The 16,642-nt window shown below is 46.1% G+C and carries 16 protein-coding genes; 13 read left to right on the top strand and 3 right to left on the bottom strand.

Features of this window, described 5'->3' with window-relative positions; all coding sequences use genetic code 11:
* Positions 1-219: 219 nt before the first annotated feature.
* The 5 genes from WH96_RS21545 to WH96_RS17575 all read left to right on the top strand — a co-directional run bounded on the left by WH96_RS21545 (position 220) and on the right by WH96_RS17575 (position 4,846).
* On the top strand, positions 220-1,530 hold the full coding sequence (locus WH96_RS21545) for a peptidylprolyl isomerase (protein WP_053006109.1): 1,311 nt from the start codon (positions 220-222) through the stop codon (positions 1,528-1,530).
* A 150-nt stretch (positions 1,531-1,680) separates the two neighbouring features.
* On the top strand, positions 1,681-2,631 hold the full coding sequence (locus WH96_RS17560) for a peptidylprolyl isomerase (RefSeq protein ID WP_053006110.1): 951 nt from the start codon (positions 1,681-1,683) through the stop codon (positions 2,629-2,631).
* A 72-nt stretch (positions 2,632-2,703) separates the two neighbouring features.
* Complete coding sequence (gene argJ / locus WH96_RS17565; RefSeq protein WP_047765528.1) at positions 2,704-3,936, top strand: bifunctional glutamate N-acetyltransferase/amino-acid acetyltransferase ArgJ; 1,233 nt, start codon at positions 2,704-2,706, stop codon at positions 3,934-3,936.
* Between the two features lie 54 nt (positions 3,937-3,990).
* Positions 3,991-4,449: an 8-oxo-dGTP diphosphatase MutT gene (mutT, locus tag WH96_RS17570; RefSeq protein ID WP_082130565.1), complete on the top strand. Its 459-nt coding sequence runs from the start codon at positions 3,991-3,993 to the stop codon at positions 4,447-4,449.
* A 34-nt stretch (positions 4,450-4,483) separates the two neighbouring features.
* Positions 4,484-4,846 (top strand): ribbon-helix-helix domain-containing protein, encoded by a 363-nt coding sequence (locus WH96_RS17575; protein WP_162200167.1) that lies wholly within the window; start codon positions 4,484-4,486, stop codon positions 4,844-4,846.
* Positions 4,847-4,886: 40 nt separating this feature from the next.
* Here WH96_RS17575 and WH96_RS17580 read toward each other — a convergent pair whose 3' ends face one another.
* Positions 4,887-5,807, bottom strand: coding sequence for a methyltransferase domain-containing protein (locus WH96_RS17580; protein ID WP_047765530.1), 921 nt, complete (start codon positions 5,805-5,807; stop codon positions 4,887-4,889).
* A gap of 80 nt (positions 5,808-5,887) precedes the next feature.
* On the opposite strand from WH96_RS17580, the gene WH96_RS17585 reads away from it, so the two are divergent.
* The 3 genes from WH96_RS17585 to WH96_RS17595 all read left to right on the top strand — a co-directional run bounded on the left by WH96_RS17585 (position 5,888) and on the right by WH96_RS17595 (position 7,851).
* A complete protein-coding gene (locus WH96_RS17585) occupies positions 5,888-6,631 on the top strand; it encodes a ComF family protein (protein WP_082130566.1) in 744 nt (247 codons plus the stop codon).
* 132 nt (positions 6,632-6,763) lie between these two features.
* Positions 6,764-7,033, top strand: a complete 270-nt coding sequence (gene grxC, locus WH96_RS17590; protein WP_047765531.1) for a glutaredoxin 3 — start codon at positions 6,764-6,766, stop codon at positions 7,031-7,033.
* Entirely contained in the window at positions 7,030-7,851 is an 822-nt protein-coding gene (locus WH96_RS17595) for a carbon-nitrogen hydrolase family protein (protein WP_053006112.1), read from the top strand. Before grxC ends, WH96_RS17595 begins: the two co-directional genes overlap by 4 nt.
* Positions 7,852-7,941: 90 nt before the next feature.
* On the opposite strand, the gene WH96_RS17600 is transcribed toward WH96_RS17595, so the two are convergent.
* Positions 7,942-8,454: a class I SAM-dependent methyltransferase gene (locus tag WH96_RS17600; protein WP_047765532.1), complete on the bottom strand. Its 513-nt coding sequence runs from the start codon at positions 8,452-8,454 to the stop codon at positions 7,942-7,944.
* Positions 8,455-8,670: 216 nt separating this feature from the next.
* Between WH96_RS17600 and WH96_RS17605 the strand changes: the two genes are divergently transcribed.
* The gene (locus WH96_RS17605; RefSeq protein WP_047765533.1) at positions 8,671-9,090 is read left to right on the top strand and encodes a DUF1178 family protein; all 420 of its coding nucleotides are present in this window, start codon (positions 8,671-8,673) and stop codon (positions 9,088-9,090) included.
* A gap of 89 nt (positions 9,091-9,179) precedes the next feature.
* Here WH96_RS17605 and ubiG read toward each other — a convergent pair whose 3' ends face one another.
* Positions 9,180-9,953 (bottom strand): bifunctional 2-polyprenyl-6-hydroxyphenol methylase/3-demethylubiquinol 3-O-methyltransferase UbiG, encoded by a 774-nt coding sequence (gene ubiG / locus WH96_RS17610; RefSeq protein ID WP_047765534.1) that lies wholly within the window; start codon positions 9,951-9,953, stop codon positions 9,180-9,182.
* Between the two features lie 239 nt (positions 9,954-10,192).
* Between ubiG and WH96_RS17615 the strand changes: the two genes are divergently transcribed.
* The 4 genes from WH96_RS17615 to ispG all read left to right on the top strand — a co-directional run bounded on the left by WH96_RS17615 (position 10,193) and on the right by ispG (position 16,546).
* Positions 10,193-11,416, top strand: a complete 1,224-nt coding sequence (locus tag WH96_RS17615) for an aspartate kinase (protein WP_047765535.1) — start codon at positions 10,193-10,195, stop codon at positions 11,414-11,416.
* A 167-nt stretch (positions 11,417-11,583) separates the two neighbouring features.
* Entirely contained in the window at positions 11,584-13,866 is a 2,283-nt protein-coding gene (gene ptsP, locus WH96_RS17620; RefSeq protein WP_047765536.1) for a phosphoenolpyruvate--protein phosphotransferase, read from the top strand.
* Positions 13,867-13,985: 119 nt separating this feature from the next.
* Complete coding sequence (locus WH96_RS21550; protein ID WP_162200168.1) at positions 13,986-15,227, top strand: helix-turn-helix domain-containing protein; 1,242 nt, start codon at positions 13,986-13,988, stop codon at positions 15,225-15,227.
* 185 nt (positions 15,228-15,412) lie between these two features.
* Positions 15,413-16,546: a flavodoxin-dependent (E)-4-hydroxy-3-methylbut-2-enyl-diphosphate synthase gene (gene ispG, locus WH96_RS17630; protein ID WP_047765537.1), complete on the top strand. Its 1,134-nt coding sequence runs from the start codon at positions 15,413-15,415 to the stop codon at positions 16,544-16,546.
* The last annotated feature ends 96 nt before the right edge of the window (positions 16,547-16,642 follow it).

Consider the following 16,642-nt stretch of genomic DNA (forward strand, 5'->3'; position numbering starts at 1 on the left):
AGATTTGGTTATAAAAAGTCAATGTGAGACATAGGGCGCAGGCTGGCTGATGTCAATGTGAAGCTGGATTCAATTGCTGGAAAATAACGTAGTAACGTTGCTTTGATAGTCCGTAATCATCGAATATGTGTATTTCATTGATACTCGCTTTAGGTTGTAGTGACTTTGTTGTAGTAAGAGTGAACTTTTTATTTCTTCTGAGCCGGAGCCAGAGTTTAAATGAATTTTTGTAAAGTTATTATCTTTTCCACTGTCTTGATAGCGGCAGGTTTCGTGCAAGAGGGTACGGCACAACAGAACGCAGAAGAAGACTGGAAAAAAGAGCAACGCGAAAGTGGTGGAAAGCTTTTGAAGTTCCTCTTTGGAGATGATGAAGACGAAGTTCCTGGAATTAATGACGTTCAGAAAGAAAAACCATCGGAAACAACACAGGATAATAATGTTGTTGTTCCTGATTCTGACGAGAGCACGCCAGTAGATAACGGTCCAGCGATTAATGATCCTGTAATTCAGGCAACACCAGTTGAACCAGTTAAGGACGCCTCTGAAGAAGTTCCGGTTGTTGAAGTCATTCCCGGGCAAGAACGGGACGGGCTGGCGCCACCTCCCGGATTTACCGAAGAGGTGCAAAAAAAGCCTGAAAGCGGCATTGTTGTTGAAGACTTATCAACTGAGCCCGTTTTACAAAAAACGTCACCAACAGGTACCGATGCTCAAGAGAATATCCCAACGGCTTCTGTTGATAAAAACAAATTATCCCTGACCAAAACCGAAGGTGAACTGGACCGCTTGGCGCAGGAGAACCCTGTTGTGGCTGTTGTCGAGGGCGATGAAATCTATTGGCAGGATATAACGCAGGCTGCAAAAAAATTACCTGAACAGTATCAGGGGCAGCTTGAAACAATGTTTCCGATCCTACTTGATCGTGCCATCGATCTGAAGCTTTTGGCACATGCTGGTGCCGATGCTGATATGGATGAAAAAGAAGAAGTGAAAAGAAAGCTCGCTCTGGCGGAAGAGAAAATCATCCGGGACGCCTATCTTGAACAGCAGCTCGACGAAATGATTACCGAGAGTATGTTAAAAGACAGGTATTTTGCCTTGCTCAGAGAAAATGTTGTAAATGCAGAAATTCGGGCGCGCCATATCCTGGTGGAAACGCGGAACGAAGCTCTGGCTTTGGTTATTGCTTTGGATAATGGCGCTGAATTTCATTTACTGGCAAAGAAGTTTTCCAAAGGCCCTTCTGCTGAGAAGGGTGGGGACTTGGGGTGGTTCAAACGGAAGGATATGGATCCCGAGTTTGCGTCAGCTGCTTTTTCTCTGGCACCAGGAACTTATACAAAAGCACCCGTTGCTACAGATTTTGGCTGGCATGTCATCAAACTGGAAGATAAGCGGGATGTGAAACAACCTACTTTCGAATCTATGCGCGCAGAAATCAAAGATCAAGTAAGTCGTGAGTTGGTTACGCGTATGGTTCGGGATTTAAGAAAAGATGCGGATATATCCGTTTTTCCCGCTAACTGATTATGGGCCAACTGATTAACTGGCGAACTAATTAAAATGTTCATATCGCCTTTCTCTTGACACAGTCATGGGATTTGGTGCTGATCGATTAAAAGGGAATGGTCGTAAAAGGCTACCTTCCAAATGTAATGAATAAGGAGTTATCTCTATATGTCTGCAAAACAGATTATCTTTCCTCTTGTTGGTATCGTTGCCCTCGCTGGTGCAGCGTATGCTGGTTATTCCTATGGAATAAAAGGAGGAACACTACCTTTCCTTGGTGGTGATCAGGCTGCTGAGGTTGCATCAGATGCTCCTGCTGGAGATGATCCGGTCATGGCCAAAGTTGGTGATGTTGAAATTCGCCGCTCAGAAGTTGTGAAGTTTGCTGAAAGCATTCCAAACATCCCTCAGGAACAGATCGATCTTATTTTACCTGAGCTTGTTGGACAGGTGGTTGATTTGAAATTGATCACAAAAGAAGCGACAACGAGCGGTTTGGGAAATGACCCTGAAGTTCAAAAGCGTGTGCGTGACGTTAAAGAGAGAATTCTGGTTGAGATTTTCTTGAACAGAGCTCTTGAGAAAGAAGTCACCGACGAAGCCGTTGAAAAAGCATATCAGGACTATCTGATTGCAAACCCTCCGGTTCGTGAAGTTTCTGCCCGACACATTCTTGTTGAAAAGGAAGAGACTGGAAAAGATCTGATCAAACAGCTTGATGAAGGCGCTGATTTTGCCACTTTAGCCAAAGAACATTCTACCGGCCCAAGTGGTCCAGGTGGTGGCGACTTAGGCTTCTTCCAAGCAGAGCAGATGGTTAAGCCTTTCTCAGATGCTGCATTTGGCATGAAAGTTGGTGAACATACTATTGCGCCTGTTCAAACCAGATTTGGATGGCATGTTATTAAAGTTGATGCAGAACGAGATTCTGAACAACCAACAAAAGAACAGCTCGATGGTCAGCTTCGTTCTGAACTTTCAAGAAGTGCCTATGAAAGTATTGTCGAGAACCTCAAAAATGGGGTAGAGATTGAAATAATTGGTGCTGAGGCCGAAGAGGCCGCGCCGGCAGAAAATGAAGAAAAGCCAGAAGGTGAAAAAAAACCTGCCAGCGAATAATGTAAAAAAGCCCGGTTTAACCGGGCTTTTTTATGAAGGCTGTTTGTGGCTGTAATAGGTAGGATTTGTGTAATGGAACTTCAAAAATCTCCGCTCGCTCCGTCGAGTTTTCCGGAAATGCCCGAAATTGATGGGGTGAAGCTGTCTACAAAAGCTTGCGGCGTGAAATACGAGGGTCGTACGGATGTTCTTTTGATGAGCTTTGACAAAGGAACAACAATCGGTGGCGTTTTGACGCGTTCTCTTACCTGTTCTGCGCCTGTTGAGTGCTGTCGTGATCATTTGAAATCGGGAGAGGCAAGGGCGATTGTTGTTAACTCTGGTAATGCAAATGCCTTTACCGGACGACTGGGAACGGCATCTGTTGCTCGGACCGTGGAGGCAACAGCCAGAGAATTGAAATGTCCTGAGAATGCAGTCTTTGTTGCTTCAACAGGTGTTATTGGCGAACCGTTACCCGATGAAAAAATAACGTCAGCTTTAGGGGATATGAAAACAGACCTCTGTTCTAATAACTGGCAGGGGGCTGCCGAAGCCATCATGACGACAGATACTTTTGCCAAAGGGGCAACAATCAAAACTCAGATTGACGGTAAAGTTGTCACTATTAATGGTATTGCCAAAGGATCAGGAATGATTGCCCCTGATATGGCAACTATGTTAAGTTTCGTTGCGACGGATGCAGCTTTGTCTCCGGCGATGGTTCAAAATTTAATCTCAAGTGGCGCGGATTTATCGTTTAATTCAATTACAGTTGATAGCGACACTTCGACCAGTGATACCGTCCTGCTCTGTGCGACAGGAAAAGCAGGGAACACACTGTACAACGATATTAACGCACCAGAACTTGCTGATTTTATTCAGGCTTTGAATAAAGCCCTAAAGAATTTGGCACATCAGGTCGTTCGGGATGGTGAAGGCGCGAGTAAGTTTATTTCTATTGCTGTAACCGGGGCGGAAACTGATCAGGCTGCACGTCGTGTTGGATTAGCCATCGCAAACTCTCCTCTGGTTAAAACAGCTGTTGCTGGCGAAGATGCCAACTGGGGACGGGTTGTCATGGCTGTCGGTAAGTCGGGTGAGCGAGCAGATCGCGACAAGCTTTCCGTTGCTATGGGTGGCGTTACGATTGCAAAAGATGGCCAACGGGTCGAGGGGTTTGACGAGGAGCCTGTGGCCAAACACATGAAGGGTCAGGAGATCTCTATTGCTGTTGATGTGGGTATTGCTGATGGACAGGCGACTGTCTGGACCTGTGATTTGACCCACGGCTATATCGAAATCAATGCAGATTATCGCAGTTAATCACGATTTTAATCGGGATATGATAATCAAATAAAAGTCTCAGGAAATATTTTTATGAATTCTTCTGAAGAAGAACAGGGGTGTTGGGCCGCTGAAAAAAGGCACGAGGCAGCCAAGCCTATTGTGCTCGTCGCCGCTGCGGCTTTGGTTGATAGTGATGGCCGGGTTCTGCTTGCACAGCGCCCTGAGGGCAAGTCTATGGCTGGTTTGTGGGAATTTCCCGGGGGAAAAGTTGATCCGGGTGAAACCCCGGAACAGGCATTGGTTCGCGAGTTGAAAGAAGAACTTGGTATCGACACACGGTCGTCCTGTCTCGCTCCTATTGCTTTTGCCTCACATAGCTATGATGATTTTCACTTGTTGATGCCATTATTTGTGTGTCGTATTTGGGAAGGGAATATTACAGCACTTGAGGGGCAGGAGTTTGCTTGGGCCCGTCCCGTGCGATTACGTGATTATCCGATGCCACCAGCGGACGAGCCTTTGGTGGCATTGTTACGTGATTTACTATAGACTCTATCATCGTAGTTCCAGTGACGAGTCTCGCTTGCTAATTATTGAGTCTGATTTCTGGATTGCAAGGGGAATAACAGGCATCTTTTTGAGGGGTGCGTCCGGGTGCAAAACACTGACGCAATTGGGGTTAATGTCGACACTGGTAAACCGTAATATCACGTTGAAAGGGCGAAGAACCTCTTTACGTCTGGAACCGGATATGTGGGAAGCGCTTTTTGAAATTTGTGTGCGCGAGAACTGTCCGATTGGTGAGCTTTGTACACAGATTGACGAAGCAAAAGAAGACTCTTCGCTGACGGCAGCGATTCGGGTTTATATTCTTATTTACTTTAGAAATGCAGCTACATCAGACCAACCAAGAGGTGTCGAAACATTTCTTGGTGAGGCGATCTAACTAATTACAAATAAGCTTGGGTTTTAGGTTCGCCTGGATTTTAAGTAAGCTTGGTTTCTTCAGTATTCAAAAAATCTGAAAGACGTTCAACTGCACTACCGGGCCTCAGTGGTTTTTGTTGGGATGTGTGCGGTGCCCAACCTGCGAGATATACAATATCAAAAGTGGCATTAATTCTGCCTTCTGAATCTGAAAATTTCTCCTGATAAAGTTGGGCCGCTCTTAAAAGTGTTTCCTTGCGGGTGAAGGCTTTCGTTCTGTTATGAATGGCATTGGTTTCACCCATGCCCCGTAATTCTTTCATTAAATCAAATGCGTTGGCGTAACTGACTTCTAGGCGGTCGAAATCGGAAACGGGTAAGGCAAAACCAGCTCGTTGGAGTAGAGCCCCTGCATCTTTGACATCAATAAGCGGAGATACTCTGGGGCTGACACCACCTTGGATATCCATTTCTGCTTCCATAAGACATGCACGTAACTCTTTCAGAGTTTCCCCGCCAATCATGGAAGCCATAAATAACCCGTCTGCTTTCAAGCATTGATGTGCTTGAAGGAGAATTCCGGGTAAATCGTTGACCCAGTGAAGACATAGATTACTGATGATTAGGTCATAAGATCGAGAGGCCACAGGTATTATCTCTGCTATGATTTCTATGGCCTTAGATGATTCGGTGTCTTTTGCCGAAGATTTTGACTCTGAGAGCTTGGGGTATTCTTCGGGGCAAAATTTAGCTGTAGTAAAATCTTGTATTCCGCCTCTGGAACCAAGAGTTTCTTTTAGGATGTGGTGGTTAGAGCCGAGATCAAGGGCTTTGGGGAAGTCACGGGCAATATCCATAAGTCGATCACCAAGTCGATCAGCGATTTCCCTGAAGAGAAAATCATGCTTTTCGATTTGGGCTTTGGCGCGTTTATGATGCTGATTTACCGATTTACGATCAAAAATATAAATGTCGGTCATGACTGAACCCAATAAGCACGAGATATTTTTCTGGTTATAGCAGATTGCTTCTTGATGACCAGATCAATTAGCATAGCGTTATGCGTATGATGAAGGAAGTGGTGCCAAACCTTTTAACCAAAGGCATAAATTATCTATTTCCGCCCGTTTGTGGGAACTGTGGTGATGCCATATGGGATAATACGGGTATTTGTTCTGATTGTTGGAAGGATCTGACGTTTATTTCCGGAACTTGTTGTCACTCATGTGGTTATCCGTTTGAGCTGTCCCATGGGGGTGAAATGCTTTGTGGAGAATGTCTTCATTCGCCTAAATCTTTCGACAAGTGTCGGGCAGCATTAATCTATAATGTACACAGCAAAGATATGATCATCGGGTTCAAACACGCCGACAAAACGCATTTAACAGCTCTTTTTACTCGATGGTTGTCATCCTGTGGTCATGAAACGTTGGGTAATGCAGATATTATTGCACCTGTACCTCTTCATCGAAGGCGTTTATTGAGACGTCGATACAACCAGTCGGCTTTATTGGCGCACGGCTTGGCACGGCTTCATCGTAAAAGACATGTCCCCAGCTTACTTCTTAGAACAAAAAACACATCTTCACAGGGGCAGTTTTCGATGACGGGGCGCTGGCGAAATGTTCGTAATGCTTTTGTCCTGAACAAGAAGTTTGAAAAGGATGTTGATGGGAAAAATGTGATCTTGATCGATGACGTCTATACTACCGGTGCGACTTTGGACGCGTGTGCTCGGGTACTTAAAAAGAGTGGCGTAGCCTCTGTCAGTGCCATCGTTTTAGCCCGGGTAACAAAAGAGTGATAGGGATAGAGCGGTAAAATTTTATTGCCAGATACTGTAATTTGTTAGTAAGTGCCCTAAATAGAGTTACTCGCAGGCTTCGTTATGAAGTACCTGCTTTATGTAAACACAGCGAAATTAGGAATGTTCTTTATGGCTGAAGTTGTTGTTTATTCCAGTATGCTTTGCCCTTACTGCGTACGTGCAAAAAAGCTGCTGAAAAGTAAAGGTGTTGCGTTTAATGAGATCGACGTGATGATGGAACCACGCCGTAAGCCAGAAATGATTGAGAAAGCTGGTGGGCGTACGTCTGTACCACAAATTTTTATTGATGGTGAACATATTGGCGGCTGTGATGAGCTGATGGCACTGGAAAGTGCTGGAAAACTGGACACTAAATTGGAAAGCAGGATTGCCTCTTGAATAAATTCAAAGCAGCTTGTGTGCAACTAACGGCTGATCGGAACGATGAAGTAACACTGGTAACTGCTTGTGATTTAATTCGTCGGGCCCATGCCTTAGGTGCTGAGTACATTCAAACCCCTGAATGTACGACGATGATGGAACCTGATAAAAAGCTTACACTTGAAAAAGCATTACCCGAAAGTGAGCATCCTTCGGTGAAGGCTTTTTCAGCACTTGCTGCTGAGCTTGGGATCTGGTTGCACATTGGTTCTTTGATTGTTGGTACTGAAGAAACGCGGGCTGCTAATCGCGCACTTCTCTTTTCACCAAAAGGGGAAATTGCGGCACGATATGACAAAATACATATGTTTGATGTAGTCATTCCCGATGGTCAATCCTATCGGGAATCAGCGACCTTTAAGCCGGGCGAAAAAGCTGTTGTTGCCAAATTACCTTGGGGCGAACTGGGGATGGGGATTTGCTATGATGTTCGCTTCCCCTATCTGTTCCGGGCTCAGGCTAAAAAAGGCGCAATGATTCTTACGGCTCCGGCGGCGTTTACTAAATTCACAGGTGAAGCCCATTGGCATACGCTCTTAAAGGCGCGGGCAATTGAAAACGGTTGCTTTGTTATTGCAGCCGGCCAATGTGGAGTTCATGCCGAGGGGCGGGAAACATATGGTCATTCCCTTATTATTGCCCCTTGGGGGGAAATCCTTGCGGATGGAGGTGATCAACCCGGGATTGTCGTTGCTGACATTGACCTTGATCGGGTGAAACAAGCCCGAGAGATGGTGCCTTCGATACATCACGATAGAGAGTTTTCTCTGAGTTAAGTTCTAGTTAGTAGCAGATTGCAGCGAACAGTTTCTTTCTCTCTCTCGAATTCAAACTCTCCTCTATATTCACGCGAATTCACAGGAAACTTAGTGGGCGTTCACAGCGCAGATACGCTGAACTACGGCAGGGTTAGGCTCTGTGATCGTTGTTTCTTCGTAGCTTTGAACTCTTAGACTTGGGTGATATTGGTCCAGAAGTTCCTGAGGTCTTAAAAGAAAATCTGGATTTTTGGGGCGTCCGAACTTTTCATTTCCGATCATGAATGTCTCATAAATCAAAACGCCACCAGCTGCCAATAACTCGGGGAGTAGAGGCAGGAGAGGGCGATAAAGGTAGTTGGTAACAATGATACCACCAAATTTCTTCTTCAATAGAGGAAAGGGACTGCCGTCTTCCAGATCAGTTTGAATAATCTCGACCCCGGGAAAGTTTTCAAGATCATTAAGGGCATTAGTGTCTTTATCGATTGCAGTTACGTAGTGCCCAGACATTAAAAAAAGGCGTGCATGTCGTCCTGCACCACAGGCAAGATCCAACACATCGCTATCTTCGGGAATATATCCTGCATGTTTAAGTACCCACGAAGATGGTTCGCTCATAACTTTTGCCCTTTTGATCCTATGCCCTTTTGGGGCCTATGCAGTGAAACAATCTGTTAAAGAGTATCGTATTATATTGAGCACTGGTTATATTCAGTACTGGCAGATACTTTTAAAGGCAATAACTTCTGGTATCAGAGGCTTGACCATTGCAGATCTCATCGGTCATAACCATATCCCGTGCACGAGGAAAAGTATGGATAAAGCAGGATTAGAATGATTCTTTTCGATTTGAAATGCGAAAACGATCACGTTTTTGAAGCTTGGTTTAAAGATAATGCAGCCTTTAAGGATCAATCCGAAAAGGGGATTGTTCTGTGCCCCAACTGTTCTTCTAAAGAAGTCAAAAAAGCTTTGATGGCACCGAATGTCAGTCTCGCCAATAGTGAGAAGAAGCAGGTTTCGAAAACAGAACTTGCCAAAGCTCAGAAGTTTTTATCCGATGCACAAAAAGCTATTGAGAGTAATTTTGACTATGTCGGAAAAGATTTTGCCAACGAAGCCCGAAAAATTCATTACGGCGAATCAGATAAGAAAAACATTTATGGCGAGGCCAGTGAAGCAGATGCCAAAAGCCTGAAGGACGAAGGTGTGGCTTTTTCATCGATTCCCTGGAAGCAAAAAGCCGACGCTTGATAGCGCTAACTGTAAGCAACTATTCTCAACGCCAAATCTAACATTTTCGATTCTGAAAGCTTATTTTTAAATGAACTTCGATTGAATTTCTATTGTGGCTTTTCGGCAATCAGCATGTAGTTCACATCTAGGTCTCTGGCATCCTGATGCCATTTATCCTGCATTGGGTTGTAAACGATACCCATCAAATCTTCAGTCTCTAGCCCATTGCGACGCAGCAGATCGACAAATTCTGATGGGCGCAGAAATTTGTTCCATTCATGGGTGCCACGTGGAACCCAGCGCAACAGGTATTCCGCGCCAACAATAGCAAGAAGGTATGATTTTTTGGTGCGGTTCAAAGTCGAGCCAAACATAGTGCCACCAGGTTTTACCAGAGCTGCGCAATCCCGACTATAGGCTTCGACATCTGCGACGTGCTCGATAACTTCCATGTTGATCACCGCATCGAATTGAGCGCCTTGTTCAACAAGCTCTTCCGCTGTCATATGGCGATAATCCATTTCAAGGCCGCTTTCTTCTGCATGGATTTGGGCGATTTCGATGTTTCTATGTGATGCGTCGATACTTGTGACTTTTGCTCCGAGCCGTGTAAGTGGTTCTGATAACAAGCCGCCGCCACACCCAATGTCTAGAATACTAAGCCCTTTGAGTGGGGTGAGGCCCGTGATGTCGCGATCATGTTTCTTTGCGAGGTGATCGCGAATATAGCTAATGCGGACGGGGTTTAACTGATGAAGCGGCTTGAACTTGCCCAAAGGATCCCACCACTCATCTGCCATTGCTGCGAATTTTGATATTTCCTGCGGGTCAACGGTGATGCCGGATGCTTCATCTTTTTCGGGAGCTTGAACTGCGTTCATTGTGTTTTCTTACCATCTTCTTCGTTGTCGTCACCTGGATAAAGGGACGAAAAATTTATCAACACATCTATACTGTTTTACATTTTACATGTGTGATTGCATTCGTTTTTCGCACGCATTTTCTTGCGTCACTGTGCCGTGCAGAGTATGGATATGTCGAGCCCAGAGAGCAACCGTTTGAAAGTCGTTTTTCGGGGCAGTGCGATTAAATATATATTTTCCTCACAGGATGAGTTCCGATGGCCCGAGTCGTTATGAAATTCGGTGGCACCTCGGTTGCTGATCTTGACCGAATTCGCAACGCTGCAAAGCGTGTTAAGCGAGAGGTTGAGGCGGGAAACGAGGTTGCGGTAGTTGTATCCGCAATGGCTGGTGTGACCAACCAGCTAGTCAGTTATGTTCAAGATGCTGGTTCGCTCTATGATCTGCGCGAGTATGATACAGTTGTATCATCTGGCGAGCAGGTGACATCAGGCTTACTTTCTATCGTGTTACAGGATATGGGAATTAATGCCCGGTCCTGGCTTGGTTGGCAAAGCCCGATTGTGACCAATGCGGCACATGGTAGTGCCCGTATTGAGCGAATTGAGGTCGACGATATTATTCGTCGCTTTGGGGAAGGTCAGGTTGCTGTCTTTGCCGGTTTCCAAGGTGTTGGGCCTGATGGTCGAATTTCCACATTGGGCCGTGGTGGATCTGATACTTCGGCGGTGGCGATTGCGGCGGCTTTAAAAGCGGATCGTTGCGACATCTATACGGACGTTGATGGTATTTATACGACTGATCCTCGTATTGTGACCAAAGCTCGTAAGATGGAAAAGATCACCTATGAGGAAATGTTAGAGCTTGCTTCCCAGGGGGCAAAAGTTTTGCAGACCCGCTCGGTCGAAATGGCCATGAAGCACGGGGTGCGCGTTCAAGTTCTTTCCAGCTTCGAAGACAAGCCCGGAACTTTAGTTGTAGACGAGGAAGAAATCGTGGAACAGGCAATCGTAAGTGGCATCGCCTATAATCGTGATGAAGCGAAAATTACACTCCGTAGCGTAAGAGATACGCCGGGTGTTGCGGCAAGCATTTTTGGTCCTTTGACAGATAATGCGATTAATGTGGACATGATTGTTCAAAATATATCTGCCGATAAAAAAACCACGGACATGACCTTTACCGTTGCCAAGGCCGAACTGGATAGAGCTATTAAAGTTCTGGAAGACAGCAGCAACGGATTGAAATATGACAGTCTGGATTCAGATCCCGCTGTTGCTAAGATCTCTGTTATTGGTGTTGGTATGCGCTCTCATGCGGGTGTTGCCCAGAAAATGTTCTCTGCCTTGGCTGAGAAGGGGATCAACATCGAAGTGATTTCGACATCTGAAATTAAAATTTCTGTATTGGTTGCCGAAGAATATACAGAGCTGGCTTTGCGTAGCCTGCACACTGCATACGGCCTTGATTCAGAAGATTAATATTATAGTATTAATTCTGTAATCGGTTTTCATAGATAAGCAGTACTTTAAAACCGACATAGGATTTATTTTGTTGGGTTATTGGCGCCGGGCTATTGGCTCTGGGCTAATAACCCAATATTTATAAGAACCTGAATTTTTCACTGGTTGCGAGGACGCTGGATCTGATGACAGGCAAGAATGACAAAACATCGGCTTGGGGTGGTTCACGTCGTTTGTTGAAGCTCTTGCGTGATCAGATGAAGGGCAAGTCCACCAATCAGGAACGCCTGGCGCAAACGGTTAATCTGATTGCGCGGGATATGAACGCAGAAGTGTGCTCTATCTACGTGATGCGTCGCGGTGAGTATCTAGAACTTGCGGCGACTATGGGCCTGAAGCCCGAAGCCGTTTATCAAACACGTTTGCACAAAGGTGAAGGTATCGTCGGGCAGTGTGCTGCACTGGCCTTGCCCATGGCTGTTTCTGATGCGCCGCGTCATCCTAATTTTGCCTACCGTCCTGAGACAGGTGAAGAGCCTTACCAATCCATGTTGGGGGTGCCAATCCTGCGAAGCGGGCGTGTTCTGGGCGTTATAGCTGTTCAGAATGTTACCCACCGCCACTACGATGAAGAAGAAGTTGAAGCCCTGGAAACAATCGCGATGGTTCTGGCTGAGCTTATTGCAGGAGGGGCCCTTTCTGTCTCGGCGCTTGAAGCTGAGAGTTCGAAGGAAGAGTTAGAGAAACCTGATAGAATCAAAGGTCTTTGCCTTAACGAAGGCATGGGTATAGGTCAGGCGGTTTTTCATAACCGTGGTATCGTCATCAACCGTATTATTGCTGATGATATCGACGAAGAAGTTGAACGACTGGAACAAACCGTCAAGGGAATGCGCTCATCAATAGATGAGATGCTCACCAGAACCGATATTGCCGCGATGGGGGAACAGCGCGAGGTCCTTGAAACCTATCGGATGTTTGCTGAAGACAGGGGGTGGGTCGGTAAAATCACCGAGGCAATTCGTGTCGGGGGAATGACTGCAGAGGCTGCAGTTCAGAAAATTCAAAATGAAACCCGCTCACGGATGAGCAAGATCAGCGATCCTTATCTGAGGGAACGCCTGGCTGATTTGGATGATCTTGCCAATCGTCTTTTGCACCACCTGCTTGATTTGGACGAAGACAAGCCCGAATTGCCTGATGAATTTATTCTTCTGGCGCGTACGCTTGGTCCGGCGGAACTTCTTGATTATGATTGGGATCGTCTTAAAGGCGTTGTTCTGGAAGAAGGCTCTCCAACAGCGCATGTTGCTTTGGTTGCTCAGGCCCTGGAGCTTCCCATTATTGGACGGTGTCGGGATGTATTGACCCGCATTCGTGAAGGAGACATGGTTGTTCTTGATGCATCGCATGATCAAGTCTTTGCGCGTCCAAAAGATGATGTACTCAGGACCTTACGGACGAGTGTTAAGGATAAGAAACTCCGATGGGCAGAAGTTTCTGCTGGCCAGGAACTCGCCCCTATTAGCTTGGATAACCAACGTATATCCCTGAATGTTAATGTTGGCTTGTTGATGGATTTGCCGCACATGCATGCCGCAGGTGCAGATGGTGTTGGGTTGTACCGGACCGAAGTCCCTTTTATGGTGCGCAAGTCTTTCCCAGATGTCGCTGAACAAGCCGAATTGTATCGCAAGGCGATGGACCGGGCCGAAGGAAAATCGGTTGTCTTCCGAACACTGGATGTTGGGGGGGATAAAGTTCTTCCTTATTGGTCAAGCGTGGCCGAGGAAAACCCGGCTATGGGATGGCGTGCTATTCGCATCGGTCTTGATCGCCCGGCTTTGTTACGCCAGCAGTTGCGTGCTCTTATTCGTGCCTGTGCGGGACGTCGACTTGATGTGATGTTTCCTATGATATCCGAAACAGCAGAATTTAAAGCTGCGCGTGCACTGCTGGATAGAGAATTGGAACGAGAGAAAACCATTGGTGGTGTCTTGCCTGAAAAAATAAGGGTAGGAGCGATGTTGGAAGTTCCAGCCTTGATTTGGCAGTTAGCTCCTCTATGCCAAGAGGTCGACTTTCTTTCTGTTGGTAGTAATGATCTGTTGCAGTTTGTTTTTGCTACGGATCGAGGCAATACGCGATTGGCACGCCGATATGATGCATTGAATCCTGGCGTACTTAAAATGATGCAAAATATCGCAGAAACAACACATCGGGCAGGTGTTGATCTGTCCCTTTGTGGTGATATGGCGGGACAGCCGATAGAAGCTATGGCGCTTATTGGATGTGGTTTTAAATCTCTATCGATGCCTGCACAACAGGTGCCTGGTGCTAAAAAAATGGTGCGCTCGCTGGATGTGGATAGCATCAAACAGTTCGTAACGGGCTTGTTGGAGAGACCGGACCACAGTGTTCGTAGTGAATTAGAGAACTATGCCAAAACGGCAAGCGTTGTGATTTAAAATAGATTTATTTGTTGTTTGTTACTGAATTTGTTACAACTTTCCCCTACGCGCCACAGGTGACTAGCGCTTAATACTAAGCGATGGTCACAGCTTGCAGGGAGGGGATTGTGGAAGCGATGCCGGAATCACGGGAAAATACATCCGGGGTAGATACCTCGGAAAATAACCAGCCAACGATAACTGTTGCGGAAATCCTTCGTACTGGCCGGGAAAAACGCGGACAGGATTTGCGTTCTGTCGCGAATATTCTTCGTATCAGATATGTATTTCTGGAAGCGATTGAACGTGGCGATTTCGCCAGCTTACCGGGAGACACCTATGCATATGGTTTTGTGCGGACCTATGCGGGGTATCTGAACCTTGATAAAGACGAAATTGTTCGACAGTTCAAACAGGAAGTTCAAAATTATGGTGATCGGAAGCAATTAGTTTTTCCAACGCCGGTCCCAGAAAGCAAGACTCCTGGGTTGGCTATTCTTTTGATGTCTATCGTTCTGCTTGGTGTCGCTTATGGCGGATGGACCGCAATATCCCGTTTCGATGTGGATATATCTGAATGGGTCCCTTTCCTGTCAGAGAATAAAGCGGATACTGCAGTTGAAGATCCTGTTGATGAAAATGTATCTGCAACAGACACGGTTGATGTTGCTTCTACTGCTGAAGAGAGCGCTTCTGAAGCCGATAGCGATGTTGAAAGTAGTGTAGCGACCATTGATGCTGCATCAGTTAACAGCGTTCAGGATAGTGATAGTTCAACTTCAGAAGAAGCGGTGACGAACGATGCTTCGGAAGTTCAAAGCCAAAGTGTGCCAGAAACACCAGAAGTAGTCTCGACCACCACAGTTCCCGAGGCTGTTGCAGTTGAAACACAACCGCAAACGGTTCCCGAAGTGCCTGAAGTCTCCTTAACGGGGAATGCTGAGCAGGGGGATGTGGCTGTTTCAGACATTGCGGCTGAAGATTTAACATCTGAAGATATTGCGAATGAGAATACGTCCGAAGCTGATCAGGTATCAGCCGAAACATCAGTGGCGGCTGTAACACCACCACCACCACCAGAACCGGAAGTCTTTGGTGATGAAGTCGAGGATTCACCGATCTCTATCCACGCAGAACGCGATACATGGATGCATATTGTGAATGGATCAGGTGAGGCGATCTTCAGCCGAGTTCTCAGAGCCGGATCGGTTTATAATGTGCCTAAACGGGATGATTTGGTCATGGCCACGGGGAATGCCGGTGGTATCACCATTAAATTGAACGGTAATGATCTGCCTAAACTCGGTTCTCTCGGGGCTGTTCGAAGGGATATTGTGCTTTCGGAAGAAGGACTATTGGAGTCAATTACAGCAGAATAAAAACATTCTGTTTCAGAAGGTTATTCACTTTTGGTTTAAAGGCGCAGTTGTGAAACTGCGCCTTTTCTTTTTTCTGTCACTATTGTGCGTTTGAATAGGTGGTATCACATAAGGGGTTTCAGCTTGAATTATCGTTCAAGAAAGCGCATGTTTCCTTTGCTTTTTTAGGGCACAGAGAGAGTTTGATGAGTATACGTCCTTGGCGAGACATTGTTCGCCGGAAATCACGACAGGTAATGGTTGGTAATGTTCCCGTTGGCGGAGACGCCCCCATTACTGTTCAATCAATGACAAACACCTTGACGACAGACGTGAAAGCGACTGTTGAACAGATTCAGGCAATGGAAGAAGCTGGGGCAGATATCGTTCGTGTATCCTGTCCGGATGAAGAATCGTCCAGAGCTTTAAAGGAAATTGTCAAAGAAGTCTCAGTGCCGATTGTTGCAGATATTCATTTCCATTATAAACGCGCGATAGAGGCCGCAGAATCTGGTGCAGCATGTTTACGGATTAATCCGGGGAACATTGGCAAGCGCGAAAAAGTGCTGGAAGTGGTTAGTGCTGCCAAAGATCATGGCTGTTCCATGCGTATCGGTGTGAATGCCGGATCTTTGGAAAAGCATTTATTGGATCGTTTCGGCGAACCCTGTCCGGATGCTATGGTGGAATCAGCCCTTGGTCATATCCGTATTCTGGAAGATCTTGATTTTAGAGAGTTCAAAATCTCCTGTAAAGCTTCAGACGTTTTCATGGCCGTTGCTGCCTATATGCAATTAGGCGAAGTGTGTGATTATCCATTGCATATTGGTGTCACAGAGGCTGGCGGTCTTCGCACGGGAACGATTAAATCGTCTATTGGTTTGGGAAGTCTTTTGTGGTCGGGTATCGGCGATACGTTGCGTGTTTCTCTGTCTGCCGATCCGGTTGAAGAAATTAAAGTTGGTTTTGATATTCTGAAATCTCTGGGCCTAAGACACCGTGGAGTGAATGTTATTTCCTGTCCGTCCTGTGCCCGTCAGCAATTTGATGTGATCAGTACGGTTTCTGTCTTGGAAGAAAGACTGAGCCACATTACGACACCAATGACTGTTTCAGTTATTGGCTGTGTGGTTAACGGCCCCGGCGAAGCAACCATGACCGATATTGGTCTGACTGGTGGCGGTAAAGGAACCCATCAGATCTATGTGGCTGGTATGCCTGACCATCGACTGAAAGATAAAAGCATTGTTGATCATTTAGTGGGGATGATCGAAACCAAGGCGGCGGAAATCGAAGACGCAATTGCCCGGGGCGAAACACCACAGCAGATGGGTCACTAATCATTTTCTCTACAAAGCCTTTATAAAAGTATGTGGCTCGCTATCGTGGCTATGTACTTTTAAAAGGCTATTCCCTATAACCATTCCGGTTATTCT

The sequence above is a fragment of the Kiloniella spongiae genome (genome assembly GCF_001026905.1).
GTDB lineage: Bacteria > Pseudomonadota > Alphaproteobacteria > Kiloniellales > Kiloniellaceae > Kiloniella > Kiloniella spongiae.